Raw genomic sequence first — 12713 nt, 5'->3', positions numbered from 1 at the left:
CGGCAAAGGTACTGGACGCATAGACGTCTGGTCGTATGAGACGTCTCTCCGACGGGTGTTGTTCGGGCCGTGTCCACCTGGTGGCACGGCGTCATGAGAGGCGGATCGCGGAACCCCACCGTCCGGAGGCCGGCGCGGGCGGGTGAGGATGGCTCCTCGTGAACGAGCCCCGGGAGCCCCGCACCCCGCGCTGGGAGCGGACCCACCGGCGCATCTACCAGTGCGCGATGGGGCTGTTCGCCGAGCACGGGTTCGAGGCGGTCACCGTGAGCGCCATCGTCGCCGCCGCCCAGGTGACGGTGCCCACCTTCTACGCCCACTTCCCGAGCAAGGAGCACATCGTCCTGCCCCTCCCCGAGGCGGCCGACGTGGAGCAGGTCCTGGCGCTGCAGCCGGCCGACCTACCGCTCGGCGAGCGGCTCCGGGGGGCGATCCGCGGCTGGCTGGGTGCCATCCAGGGCCGCGACCGGGAGGAGCTGCTGGACCGGTGGCGCATCGTCATCCGCACGCCGGGGCTGCGCAGCCGGGCGGCGGAGTTCGAGCGGCGGACGGTCGACGTGGTGCTGGGCGCCCTCGGCGCCGAGCGCGACGGCACGGCGGCCGTCGTCACGGCGGCGACCTTCTCGGCGTACACCCAGATCCTGCTGCGCTGGGCCGAGTCCGACGGCGACGTCGCCCTGGAGGACCTCATCGAGGAGGTGCTCAAGGCGCTGCGGGAGCTGTGAGCCCCCGGGGCAGAGGGCGCTGCGGGAGCCGTGAGCCCCGGGGCAGAGGGCGCTGCGGGAGCCGTGAGCCCCGGTCAGGGGGCGCGCAGCTCCACCACGGTGACCTCGGGCCGGGCGCCCACCCGCATGGGCGGGCCCCAGAACCCGGCGCCGGAGGTGACGTAGAGCTGGGTGTCGCCGAACCGGTGCAGCCCCTCCACCGACGGCTGGTCCAGCCGGATCGCGTAGTCGAAGGGCCACAGCTGACCGCCGTGCGTGTGCCCGGACAGCTGGAGGTCCACCCCGGCCGCCCGCGCCTGCTGCACCTGGACCGGCTGGTGGGCCAGCAGCACCACCGGGACGGCGTCGTCGCGCCCGTCGAGCGCGGCGTCGAGGTCGGCGCCGTGGCCGGCGACCCCCGAGCCGGCCGCCGTCCGGTCGTCGATGCCGGCCAGGTCGAGCGTCGCCCCGCCGCGGCGGATCGGGACCCGCTCGTTGCGCAGCACCTGCACCCCCAGGGTCGGCAGGTGGTCCAGCCAGGCGGCGGTGTCGACGAAGTACTCGTGGTTCCCGGTCACGAAGTACACGCCCTGCTCGCTCACCAGGTCGGCCAGCGGGGCGACCTCCTCGCGCAGCTCGGCGAGCTCGCCGTCCACCAGGTCGCCGACGACGGCCACCACGTCGGGCCGCTGCGCGTTGACCGTCTCGACGAGGCGCTCGAAGCGGCGGCCGCGGAAGGTGGTCGACAGGTGCGCGTCGGAGAAGGTCACCACGCGCAGCCCGGACAGCGCCGGGTCCAGCCCCGCGAGCGTCACCGGCACCCGGCGGACGACGGGCGCCGAGTTGGCCAGCACCATGCCGGTGCCGGCGGTGCCGAGGGCCACGGCCCCCGCGGTGACCGCCAGGCCGCGGGCGAGCAGCAGCCGCCGGGACGGGTCGGCGACACCGCGGTCCTCGACACCGCGGTCCTCGACACCGCGGTCCTCGACACCGCGGTCCTCGACACCGCGGTCCTCGACACCGCGCTCCTCGACACCGCGGTCCTCCGGGACCGCACCGCCTCCGGGAGCCGTCCCCGGGTCGCGCTGAGCCCCGGCGTGGCCCCGCTCGGGGACCCTCCGGGCGCGCACCTCCCCCCGCGTCCAGCGCCGCAGCACCAGCCGCAGGGGTTCGAGGACGAGCAGGGTCAGGGACGTGTAGAAGGCCAGGCCGAGCCAGGTGAAGCCGACCCAGTCCAGCGCGGTGGCCGCGGGGGTGACCGCGTCACGGCCGACCAGCACCGCCGCGGCGGGAAGCAGGGCCAGCAGGACCACCGCGGCGGTTCCCCGGTGACGGGCCCGACCGGGCCGGGTGGTGCTGCGGACCAGTCGCCACCACAGGTAGCCGTGCAGCAGGACCAGCGCGAGCAGGACGACGGTGACGAAGCCCAACAGGGCGATGAGGGACAGGGGCGCTCCCCGGTCGTGCGGACGGTGCTCAGGCCTTGGCGGCGGCCTTGACCGCCGACCGCAGGGCCGGCCACAGGTCCCAGAAGTGGGCCTCGCGCGCGTCCGCGCGGGCCTCCTCCAGCGCGTGCAGCCGCCCGTAGGTCCAGGCGTCCTCGCCGGCGGCGGCGGCCTCCCGGCCCACCCGCAGCGCGTACTCCCGGGTGACCACGGTGTCCTGGGCGTCGCCGAGCACGTCCTGCACCTCCTTGGCGCAGGAGACCAGCCCCTCGGCGGCGGTACCCAGCACCGGGATCGCGACCTCGGCCGTGTAGCGCACCCGCTTGGCGGCCTTGCGCGCCTCGTGCAGGGCGTGGTGGCGCTCCTCCCCGGTGGTGTCCTCGGCCGCGTGCACGGCGCGCCGCAGCCGCTTGCCGCTGCGCTTGACCGCGTCGGCGAGCACCACGGGGGCCCGCTCCCCGGCGCGCTCGCCGTAGGGCGGGTCGGCCAGCAGGGCGTCCAGCTCGTCGAGCAGCCGCAGGTAGCGGCGGTCGGTGAGGGCGCGCAGGGCCCGCCGCTCGCCGGCCGCGTGGTCCCGGTTCTCGGTCTGCTCGAGTCGGGCGGCGACCGGGCCGCGGACCAGCTCGGGCGGCTGCTCGGCGACCAGCGCCCGCAGGTGCTCGAGCGCGACCTCGCCGTCCCGGGCGCCGGACAGCTCGGCCCCGACCCACTGCAGCTCGTCGCGCAGCGGATCGGTCACCTCGCGGGCCAGCACGGTGCGGTAGGCGGCGAAGATGCTGCGCAGCCGGCGGCAGGCCACCCGGAGGTCGTGCACGCCCTCGGGGCCACCGGTGCGGACGGCGATGTCCGCCTCGCGCAGGGCCGCCAGCTGACCGGCCACCGCGGCGAGGACGACGTCCCCCGCCGTCACGGCCCGGCCGGCGTCCGCCGCCCTCCGCGCGGCCTTCTTCGCCGCCTTCTTGGTGGCCTTCCCGCCGGTGCCGCCGTCCGCGGGCACCTCCGGGGCGTCCTCCGCGGAGCGGGCCGGACCCAGCACCCGGGCCACCTTGGACGGCGAGGCCGACACCTCGGCGCCGGCGGCGACCAGCCGGTCGGCGACCGCCTGGAGCAGCGCCTCGTCGCCGTCGACGAGCTCGACCTCGATCTCCCGCCACGTCGTCACCGTGGCCGGCTCCCCGGGCTCGGCGGCGAGCGCGGTGCCCCGGACGGTGTCGTCGGCGACCTCGGCGAGCACCCGGCCGTCCTCGGCCTGCAGCCGCCGGACCACCCGGCGCGTGGAGAGCGTGGCGACCGGTGCGGTCGTCGCCGTCCCCAGCAGCCCCAGCACGGGTGCCACGACGGCCTTCGGCGCGGTCCTCGCGGCCCGGCCGAGCGGCTGGTGCAGCTCCCGCCGGGCGCCGGCCGCGGCGGGCAGCTTCACGTGCCAGCCGGCGTCGGGGCCGCCGGTGCGCCGGCGCAGCGTGACCCGGGAGCGCAGCAGCCGCAGGTCGGGGGTGTCGTGGTAGACGGCCTCGAGCTCCTGCTCCTCGGGGTCGCCGACCGCGGCCACCCCGTCCAGGTCCGCGAGGTCGGGGAGCACGAAGGACTCCTCGGCCTCGAACTTGCGCTCGACCTCCACGTGGCTGGTGCTCACGCACAGCACGGTAGGCCACCGACCTGCAGGTCAGCAGAGCCGAGCCGTCCGCCGCACGCCGATGTTCGGCCGCTGCCCCGGCTGGGCACGTCGGGACCGGTGGAGCGCCGCCCGCGCTCCGGGAGGGGAGGGCGACGATGCTCAGCGAACGCGAGCTGGCCGCAGCGATCGGGGCGACGGCCTACGGTCCCGACGGGGACCGCATCGGCACGGTGGAGCACTTCTTCACCGACGACCGCACCGGGGCGCCGACCTGGGTGGCGGTGTCCACGGGGCTGTTCGGAACCCGGCACTCGGTCGTCCCGGCCACCGAGGCCGTCCTGGACGGGGGCGGGTTGCGGCTGCCGGTGACGAAGGAGGCCGTCCGCACCGCCCCGCACGTCCCCGACGAGCACCTCGACCCGGAGGCGGAGACGCTGCTGCGGCGCCACTACGGCCTGACCCCGGCGGGCTCCGAGGCCGCCGGCGGGGGGTGGACGCGCACGGGGACGGGGATGGCCCCGGCGGGCGCGGGGGACGACGTCCCCGACCGGACCGCGGCCGCTCCCGGCGCCCCGGCCGGTGGCGTGCCCCCGACCACCCCCGCCCCGGTGCCGGGAGCCGCGGTCGCCGCCGCCGGCCCCACGGCCGACGCGCACGCCGGGCCGGAGGGGACCACCCCCCGCCGGGAGACCGACGGTGCGATGACCCGCAGCGAGGAACGGCTGAACGTGCACACCGAGCGCGTCGCCGACCGGCGGGTGCGGCTGGTCAAGTACGTGGTGACCGAGGAGGTCCACCTCACCGTCCCGGTGCGGCGGGAGGAGATCCGGGTCGAGGAGGTGTCGGACGACTCCGCCGACCCGGGTCCCGGGGAGACGCTGGTGCCGGCCGGCACGGCCGCGGGCGGCGCCGGCACGGGGGCGGGTGGCGGCGCGGGCGCCGACCTGCCCGGGGAGATCGTGCTGCACGCCGAGAAGCCGGTGGTGACCGTCGAGGTGGTGCCCGTCGAGCGGGTCCGGCTGCGCACCGAGGTGGTCCGGGGGCAGGAGCAGGTCACCGACCAGGTGCAGCGCGAGCAGGTCGTCGTCGACGAGGACCTGCGTCCGCGGCACTGATCCGCCGCACCGGCCGGCGCGCCGCCGCGGCCCCCAGCCGGGGCCGCGGCGGGCTAGGGTCCGGCGGCAGCACGGGGGCCACTCCCACGCTGCCGGAGGACGTCATGGCCGACAAGGCCGTCATCAGCCTCACCACCGGGCTCGAGGACGCCGAGCGCGTCACCGTCGCCTTCCTCGTCGCGGTCGGCGCGGCCGAGACGGGCCGCCGGACGCTGGTCTTCCTCACCAAGGAGGCCGTGCGGCTGGCCCTCGAGGGGGTGGCCGTCGGCACCGCGTGCGAGGGCTGTCCCCCGCTGCCGTCGCTGCTGCAGCGCTACGCCGCCGCGGGCGGGCGCTACCTGGTGTGCCCGATCTGCTTCGACGCCAAGGGCCTGGACAAGGGCGACCTGATCGCGGGCGCGGAGCTCGGCGGCACCGTGCCGATGTGGCAGTGGATCGGCGACGACCACGCCGTCACGTTCTCCTACTGACCGGCCCCCCGCTGCGCGGCGGCCGACCGCCGGTCGGGGAGGAAGGCGAAGCGCTCCCGGGTCGCGACGACCTCGGCGGGGTCCACGTCGGCGACGACGACGGTCTCCCCGCCGGCCGCGGTGGCCAGCAGCTCCCCCATCGGGCTGACGACCACGCTGTCCCCGGCGTGCTCCGTGCCGTCGCCCGCGGTGCCGACCCGGTTGCAGCCGACCACGTAGGCCTGGTTCTCGACGGCCCGGGCCCGCAGCAGCGTGCGCCAGTGCACCCGGCGGGCGGCCGGCCAGTTGGCTGGGACGAGGTAGACGTCGGTGTGCGGGGCGGCGTCCCAGAAGACGTCGGCGAAGCGCAGGTCGTAGCAGATGAAGGGCGTGATCCGCAGCCCGCCGATCTCCACCGTGGCCGGCTCCGCCCCGGCCCGGAAGCGCTCGTGCTCACCGCCGTGGGTGAACGGGTGCAGCTTCCGGTAGCGGTGCACCGTGCCGTCCGGACCGGCCAGCACCAGCGAGTTGAACGGCAGCGCGGCCTCCGCCCCGCCCGCACCGCCGGGGTCCGGCGCCACCTCCGGGCAGCTGCCGGCGACCCACACGCCGTGCTCGGCGGCCTGCTCGCGCAGGAAGGCCGACGACGGCCCGCCCTCCGGCTCGCCGATGCCGGGGGTCATCGAGAAACCGGTGGAGAACGTCTCGCTCAGCAGCACCAGCTCCGCCCCGGCGCCCACCGCCCGGGCCACCTGCGGTGCCAGCCGCGCGAAGTTGGCCTCGCGGTCCTCCCAGACGATGTCGTGCTGCACCGCGGCGATCCTCATGCCGACATCCTGCCGAGTCGCTCGACGGCCTCGCCGAGCACGGCGTCGCTCTTGCAGAACGCGAACCGCACCAGGTGCCGGCCGAGGTGGGCGTGCGCGGGGTCGTAGAAGACGACCGTGGGGACGGCGACCACCCCGGCCCGCTCCGGCAGCGTGCGGCAGAAGGCCAGCCCGTCCCCGTCGGGCTGCACCGGCCGGACGTCCACGGTCGCGAAGTACGTGGCCTCCGGGCTGACCACCGGGAGCCCGGCCGCGGTGAGCCCCTCGACCAGCACGTCGCGGCGGTACTCGAGGTCGCGGGCGACGCCGGTGAAGTACTCGTCGGGCAACCCCAGCCCCGCGGCGACCGCGGGCTGGAACGGGCCGGCGTTGACGTAGGTGAGGAACTGCTTGGCCGTGCGGACGGCGGCCACCAGCTCCGCCGGGCCGCAGATCCACCCGACCTTCCAGCCGGTGACGTTGAAGGTCTTGCCGGCGCTGCTGACCACCAGCGTGCGCTCGCGCATGCCGGGCAGCGTCGCGAGCGAGGTGTGCCGGGCCCCGGAGAACACCAGGTGCTCGTAGACCTCGTCGGTGAGCACGAGCAGCTCGTGCTCCATGGCCACCGCCGCCAGGGTCGCCAGCTCGGCACGGCTGAAGACCTTCCCGGTGGGGTTGTGCGGGGTGTTGACCAGCAGCACCCGGGTGCGCGGGGTGACCGCGGCGCGCACCTCGGCGGGGTCGAAGGTCCACGGGCCGGTGCCGGACGGCGGCGGGCGCAGCGGTACCGGGCGCGCCACCCCGCCGGCCATCGCGATGCCCGCGGCGTAGCAGTCGTACATCGGCTCGAAGAGGACCACCTCGTCGCCGTGCTCGAGCAGCGCCAGCAGCGCGCCGGAGAGGGCCTCCGTGGCGCCGGCGGTGACGAGCACCTCGGTGAGGGGGTCGTAGGCGTGCCCGCCGAAGCGCTGCACGTGCGCGGCCACCGCCTCGCGCAGCTCCGGGGTGCCGGGGCCGGGCGGGTACTGGTCGTGCGCGGTGCCGATGGCGGCGCGGGCGGCGTCGAGCACCTCCGGCGGGCCCGGGTAGTCGGGGAAGCCCTGGCCGAGGTTGATCGACCCGGTGGCCACGGCGAGGGCGCTCATCTCGGCGAACACCGTCGTCCCGAAGCCCTGGAGCCGGCTGGACAGGTACGGCACGCGGGTCATGCGGCGTCCTCCCTCCCGAGTCGGGCCGTGCGTCCGGCGACGCCGGCCCCGGTTCCACGTGGAACGGCGTATCCGCGGTGGGGCACGGCGCTCACGCGATGCGCACGTCCCCGGCGCCGGGGACGCTGACCACGTCGCCGCGGCGCAGCTGCCGGCCGCGCCGGTCCTCGGGCTCGCCGTTGACCCGGATGTCGCCGGTGAGCAGCACGTCCTTGACCTGCGCCCCCGTCGGCACCGCGTCGACCAGCTTGAGCAGCTGCCCGAGCCGGATGGAGTCGTCCCCGGGACGCAGCTCGACGGTCCGCACCGGCTCAGCCCCCCGCCACCGGCTCGTCGCCGACGCGCACGGTGCCCGGGCGGGCGACGAGCGAACCCACGGCGAGGGTCCCGCCGCGCTCGCGGTGGATGGTCTTGAGGACCGAGGTGTCCCGGTCGATGCCGCCGGGCTGCGGGCGGGTCACCATCACGCAGCGGGGGACGGCGAGGCCGACGTCCAGCACCGCCCCGCCCAGCCGCACCCGGCTGCCGACCAGCGCGTCCTCCCCCGCCCCCTCGAGGACGACGTTGGCCCGGAACCGGCGCCGGTCCCACGCGCCGGCCGTGCCGGTGGACAGCAGCGTGACCCGGGCGGCGGCGGAGTCGTGGAAGGCGCCGGCGGCCCCCTCGAAGGCCTCCCAGTTCCGCTCCTCGTCGTCGGGCACCTCGTAGGAGGGCGCCGACCCGTCCGCCCGGCGCAGGGCCACCGGCCGGCCGAGCCACTCCGACAGCGCGTCGTCCTCGGTGGTGGCCGAACCGTCGGGCAGCACCACCTGCAGCTCGCCGTCCGGCCCCAGCCGGGCCGAGCCGAACAGCAGCGCGGGCACCCGCCGGGCGGTCAGCCCCAACCCGGTCTCCCGGTCGAACAGCGCCCACTGCCGGTCGCCGGCCAGCCCCTCCGGGCCGACCTCGGCCGCCTCGAGCCGCTCGCCCTGCAGCGACTTGACCGGGTAGCGCCACAGCTCGGCGACCCGTATCGGGGTGGTGCCCATCGTCAGTCCCCCCAGGCCAGGCTCCACGTGCCCGACCAGTCGGCGCCCGGCTCGAGGACGACGAGGTCGGCGCCGTCGGCCAGCGCGTTCGGCGGGCAGGTCATGGGCTCGACGGCCACGCTGCGCCGCCGCTCGCCCGGCGACAGCGTGTCACCGGTGTAGACCTGCAGCCAGCCCCACGCCCGGTCCACGGCCAGCTCGGTCCAGCCGGCCGGCCCGCGCAGCCGCACCCGCGCCCAGCCGTCGTCGTCCCGCTCGAGGTCGGTGAGGGGCGTGTCGAAGGAGCGCTCGCCGATCAGGCCCACCGCGCCGTCGAAGGGCCGCCGCTCGCCGGTGGGCAGGCCGCCGGCGTCGACCACCAGCTCGGTGCGGGCGGGCAGGGAGAGCTCGGCGTCGGCGATGCCGCCGTCCTCGGTCGCCCCGACCCCGAGGTAGGGGTGCAGGCCCAGGCCGAACGGCGCCGCGGCGTCGCCGGCGTTGCGGACCCGGGCGGTGACGGTGAGCCGCCCGGCCCCGAGGCGGTGGTCGAGGGCCGCGGCCAGCCGGAACGGGTAGCCCGGGCGCGGCTCGACGACGGTGCCGACGGTGACCGCCCCGTCGGCCTGGGCCAGCACCGACCACGGCTGCCAGGAGACCAGGCCGTGGATGGCGACCGGCTTCTCCGCCGAGGACACCTCCAGCAGGTGCTCCTCGCCGCGCCAGGTCCACCGGCCGTCGCGCACCCGGTTGGGCCAGGGCAGCAGCACCCCGCCGCGCCGACCGGAGGGCAGGCCGCCGGCCGGGTACCCGTCGAGGACCTCCCGGTCGCCGGCGGTCAGCGCGCGCAGGGCCCCGCCGCGCAGGTCGACCACCAGCCGGGTGCCGCCGGCGCTCACCGCCACCTCGGTGGGCTCGGTGGCGGGCCAGGGCGCGGTCGGGTCGCTCATGGCCTCACCCCACCACACGCCGCCGACGTCCGCGGTCCGCGCTCCCGGAGCCGGCCCGCCCCCCGGCCCGCTCACCGGTCGGTGGTGTGCGGTCGTGGCGCGACCGTCGCGGATCCTGCGCCGCGGCCGTACACCACCGCCCCGTGGTCCCGTCACCCGGCGTCACCGCCTCCCCGGCGGCGTCCCGGGCTCGCCGGCGGCGTCGTACCGGGCCCGCAGCTCGGCCTGCTGCGCCGCCGCCAGCCGGTGCACGTCGGGGTCGTCCCACGGGGCGGGAGGCGGGCTGGTCCCGGGGCACGGGCCGGTCCCGGGTCACAGGCTGATCCCGTGCAGCAGGAGGGCGGCCAGCTCGCGGTAGGCCGCCGCGTCGTCCAGACCGGTGGCCCGCGCGGTGTCGCCGCGGCCGATCCGGAGCATCAGCGTGGTCACCGTGTCGGCGACCAGCGCCGGGTGCACTTCCCGGAACCGGCCCCGGGCCACCCCCTCGGCGATCAGCTCGCGCACCCGGTCGGCGGCCAGCGCCGTGTTGCGCTCGTAGACCGCCCGGCCGGGCGGGAAGGCGTCGAGGTCGCTGCGGAAGCGCGGCCCGGCCGGGGCCAGGGCCCGCGCCACCGCGCTGAGGTAGGCCGTCACCCGCAGCGCCGGGTCCTCCTCGGTCGCCGTCCCCGCCTCCACCTCCTCGGTCGCCTTGCGGAAGAAGTGCCGCACCACGCGGACGGCCAGCTGCTCCTTGCTGTCGGCCAGCGCGTAGAGCGTGCTCTTCGAGCAGCGCAGCCGGACGGCGAGGTCGTCGAGCGTGAACCGGGCGAAGCCCTCGGCCAGGAACAGCGCCTCGAGCTGGTCGAGCAGCTCGGCCTGCCGGCGGGTGAGCCGGCCGTCGGCCGCAGCGGTCGTCGTCATCGGGCACCTCCGGCGGGACAGCGCGACCCAGGACGCCACACAGTACTGCGGTACCGTCACCAGTACTGTCCGCGAGGGAGGGGACGCCGTGCCGGTCGACCGCGAACTGCCCACCCAGGAGGCCGCCGACCTCCTGTCGCTCACCCGCGAGATCGCCGACGCCGAACTGGCGCCGAGGGCCGCGCAGCACGAGCGCGAGGAGCGCTTCCCGCGGGAGGTCTTCCGGCTGCTCGGCGAGGCCGGGCTGCTGGGCCTGCCCTTCGGCGAGGACGTCGGCGGCGGCGGCCAGCCCTACGCGGTCTACCTGCAGGTGGTCGAGGAGCTGGCGGCGCGCTGGGCGAGCGTCGCGCTCGGGGTCAGCGTGCACACCCTGGCCTGCTTCCCCGTCGACACCGCCGGCACCGAGGCCCAGCGCCGCGAGCTGCTGCCGGCCATGGTCGGCGGCGACCTGCTCGGCGCCTACTGCCTCTCCGAGGCGCACGCCGGGTCCGACGCGGCGGCGATGCGCGCCAGCGCGAAGGACGCCGGCGACGGGGGCTGGGTGGCCACCGGCGAGAAGGCCTGGGTCACCCACGGCGGCCACGCCGACTTCTACTCCACCTTCCTCCGCACGCCGGACGACGGCCCGCGCGCGATCTCCTGCTTCCACCTGACCCCCGACCTGCCGGGGTTCAGCCCCGCGAAGCCCGAGGAGAAGATGGGGCTGACCGCCTCCACCACGGCCGCCGTCCGGCTCGACGACGTCCCGGTGCCGGCCGACCGGCTGGTCGGCGAGCGCGGCCGCGGGCTGGGCATCGCGCTGGCCGCGCTCGACTCCGGCCGGCTCGGCGTCAGCGCCGTGGCGGTGGGCCTGGCCCAGTCCGCCCTGGACGTCGCCATCGCGTACGCGCTGGAGCGCGAGGCGTTCGGCAAGCGCATCGTCGACCACCAGGGGGTGGCCTTCCTGCTGGCCGACATGGCCGCCGCGGTCGAGTCCGCCCGCGCGACCTACCTCGTCGCCGCCCGCCGCAGGGACGCCGGCAAGCCCTACTCCCGCCAGGCCAGCATCGCCAAGCTCGTCGCCACCGACGCGGCCATGAAGGTCACCACGGACGCCGTCCAGGTCCTCGGCGGGGCCGGCTACACCCGCGACCACCCGGCCGAGCGCTTCATGCGCGAGGCGAAGGTCATGCAGATCTTCGAGGGCACCAACCAGATCCAGCGGATGGTCATCGGCCGGCACCTGGCGAAAGAGGCCGCCCCGGCCGCGGGCTGAGCCCTCGGAGGAGCCGGCCGGTCGGCCCCCTCCCGGCGACCCGCCGTGGCGTGACCCGCACCGAGGGCGCCTGACCGGGACCACGGGACAGTCGTGACGTCCGTCAGTGGTCCCGGCCCGGTGCGGCCGACGAGACTGGGGGCAGCCGATCCCGAGGAGGGTCCCCGCGATGCCCGAGCCGCACCTGCGCGCCGCCGACGCCGACCGGGCCGCCGTCGCCGCCCAGCTGGGCGAGCACCTGTCCGCCGGCCGGCTCTCGGTCGCCGAGTACGACGAGCGGCTCGCCGCCGCCTACACCGCGCGCACCTACGGGGAGCTGGCCGAGCTGACCGCCGACCTCCCGGCGACCCCCGCCCCGGCGCCGGTCGCAGCGGCCCCGGCGGCGACCACCGCGTCCGGGTCCGGGTCGCACACCGCCCACCTGCACGGCGGCTGGAGCGGCGGCCCGAGCCGCGCGGCGGCCTGGCGCAACTGGGCCTTCGTCGCGGTCGTCGTGCTCGGGGTCTGGCTGACCACCTGCCTGGCCACCGCGGAGCTGCTCTACCCCTGGCCGATCTGGGTGATCGGGCCGTGGGGCGCCGTCCTGCTGGCCCAGACCCTCACCCGCCGCGGCGCGGACGACGAGCAGCGACGGCAGCTGCCCTGACCGCGCCGCCGCCCCGCGGGTGCCCCGCCCCTCCGGCGGGTAGACCCACGGCATGCACACCCTCACCGAGCGCTTCACCGACGCCCTGCACCACCTCGACGCCGAGCGCGACCCCCAGCCGCTGGTCGACCTGGCCCGCGACGACACCCGGCTGGTCAAGCTCGACGAGCACCACGAGGCCCGGGGCCAGGACGGCGCCCGGCAGTTCTGGCAGGACTACCGGGACGTGTTCGGCGACATCGAGACGACGTTCACGCACAGCGTCGTCGGGGAGGGCAGCGCCGCCCTCGAGTGGACCTCGACCGGGACGCTGCGCTCGGGCAAGCCGTTCACGTATCGGGGCGTGACGGTGATCGAGGGCGACGAGGACCGGCTGTCCGGCGTCCGCACCTACTACGACTCCGCCGCCTTCGTGCAGGAGCGCGCGGGCACGGCCTGACCCGGACGGCGCACCCGCGGCCCGGGTCCGCGCCCACGGCGACGGCGCGGACCGGCTGCTCGACCGGGCGCCGGGACTGCTCGGCCTCGAGGCCGGCGTCACCGGCTCCGACCCGGCGGCCCCGCCGCTGCGCGAGCGGCGCGGTCGCGGCGGCCGGTGACCGGCCTCGGCACGCCC

General features: G+C 76.9%; 14 protein-coding genes. 6 read left to right on the top strand and 8 right to left on the bottom strand.

The features are described from left to right. Nucleotides 1–158 precede the first annotated feature (158 nt). Entirely contained in the window at nt 159–725 is a 567-nt protein-coding gene (locus ACI8AC_RS05470) for a TetR/AcrR family transcriptional regulator (RefSeq protein ID WP_456895950.1), read from the top strand. Nucleotides 726–799: 74 nt separating this feature from the next. On the opposite strand, the gene ACI8AC_RS05465 is transcribed toward ACI8AC_RS05470, so the two are convergent. Both ACI8AC_RS05465 and ACI8AC_RS05460 read right to left on the bottom strand, forming a co-directional pair. After that, nucleotides 800–2134, bottom strand: a complete 1335-nt coding sequence (locus tag ACI8AC_RS05465) for a metallophosphoesterase (protein ID WP_456895948.1) — start codon at nt 2132–2134, stop codon at nt 800–802. Between the two features lie 46 nt (nt 2135–2180). After that, nucleotides 2181–3782 (bottom strand): CYTH and CHAD domain-containing protein, encoded by a 1602-nt coding sequence (locus ACI8AC_RS05460; RefSeq protein ID WP_456895946.1) that lies wholly within the window; start codon nt 3780–3782, stop codon nt 2181–2183. Between the two features lie 137 nt (nt 3783–3919). Between ACI8AC_RS05460 and ACI8AC_RS05455 the strand changes: the two genes are divergently transcribed. Then, nucleotides 3920–4879 (top strand): PRC and DUF2382 domain-containing protein, encoded by a 960-nt coding sequence (locus tag ACI8AC_RS05455; protein WP_456895944.1) that lies wholly within the window; start codon nt 3920–3922, stop codon nt 4877–4879. Nucleotides 4880–4983: 104 nt separating this feature from the next. Beyond that, nucleotides 4984–5349, top strand: coding sequence for a DsrE family protein (locus ACI8AC_RS05450; protein ID WP_456895942.1), 366 nt, complete (start codon nt 4984–4986; stop codon nt 5347–5349). Here the strand turns inward: ACI8AC_RS05450 and ACI8AC_RS05445 are convergent. The 6 genes from ACI8AC_RS05445 to ACI8AC_RS05420 all read right to left on the bottom strand — a co-directional run bounded on the left by ACI8AC_RS05445 (nt 5343) and on the right by ACI8AC_RS05420 (nt 10196). Further along, nucleotides 5343–6155: a nitrilase-related carbon-nitrogen hydrolase gene (locus ACI8AC_RS05445; protein WP_456895940.1), complete on the bottom strand. Its 813-nt coding sequence runs from the start codon at nt 6153–6155 to the stop codon at nt 5343–5345. The genes ACI8AC_RS05450 and ACI8AC_RS05445 overlap by 7 nt on opposite strands. Next, nucleotides 6152–7342, bottom strand: a complete 1191-nt coding sequence (locus ACI8AC_RS05440) for a pyridoxal phosphate-dependent aminotransferase (protein ID WP_456895938.1) — start codon at nt 7340–7342, stop codon at nt 6152–6154. Before ACI8AC_RS05440 ends, ACI8AC_RS05445 begins: the two co-directional genes overlap by 4 nt. A gap of 91 nt (nt 7343–7433) precedes the next feature. Beyond that, nucleotides 7434–7649, bottom strand: coding sequence for an RNA-binding S4 domain-containing protein (locus ACI8AC_RS05435; RefSeq protein WP_456895936.1), 216 nt, complete (start codon nt 7647–7649; stop codon nt 7434–7436). Between the two features lie 4 nt (nt 7650–7653). After that, nucleotides 7654–8370 carry an MOSC domain-containing protein gene (locus ACI8AC_RS05430; protein WP_456895934.1) on the bottom strand — a complete coding sequence of 239 codons (717 nt, stop codon included), beginning with the start codon at nt 8368–8370 and terminating at the stop codon, nt 7654–7656. Nucleotides 8371–8372: 2 nt separating this feature from the next. Further along, a complete protein-coding gene (locus ACI8AC_RS05425) occupies nt 8373–9296 on the bottom strand; it encodes an aldose 1-epimerase family protein (protein WP_456895932.1) in 924 nt (307 codons plus the stop codon). 312 nt (nt 9297–9608) lie between these two features. Beyond that, entirely contained in the window at nt 9609–10196 is a 588-nt protein-coding gene (locus ACI8AC_RS05420; RefSeq protein WP_456895930.1) for a TetR/AcrR family transcriptional regulator, read from the bottom strand. An 88-nt stretch (nt 10197–10284) separates the two neighbouring features. Between ACI8AC_RS05420 and ACI8AC_RS05415 the strand changes: the two genes are divergently transcribed. The 3 genes from ACI8AC_RS05415 (at nt 10285) to ACI8AC_RS05405 (ending at nt 12536) form a co-directional block, all read left to right on the top strand. Then, on the top strand, nt 10285–11451 hold the full coding sequence (locus ACI8AC_RS05415) for an acyl-CoA dehydrogenase family protein (protein ID WP_456895928.1): 1167 nt from the start codon (nt 10285–10287) through the stop codon (nt 11449–11451). 169 nt (nt 11452–11620) lie between these two features. Then, nucleotides 11621–12097 (top strand): DUF1707 SHOCT-like domain-containing protein, encoded by a 477-nt coding sequence (locus ACI8AC_RS05410; protein WP_456895927.1) that lies wholly within the window; start codon nt 11621–11623, stop codon nt 12095–12097. 52 nt (nt 12098–12149) lie between these two features. Beyond that, a complete protein-coding gene (locus ACI8AC_RS05405) occupies nt 12150–12536 on the top strand; it encodes a nuclear transport factor 2 family protein (RefSeq protein WP_456895925.1) in 387 nt (128 codons plus the stop codon). Nucleotides 12537–12713 lie beyond the last annotated feature (177 nt).

The organism is Geodermatophilus sp. SYSU D00758 (assembly GCF_054049955.1).
Note: the sequence above shows the minus strand (reverse complement) of the source record. Positions and strands in the feature narration are given on the sequence as shown.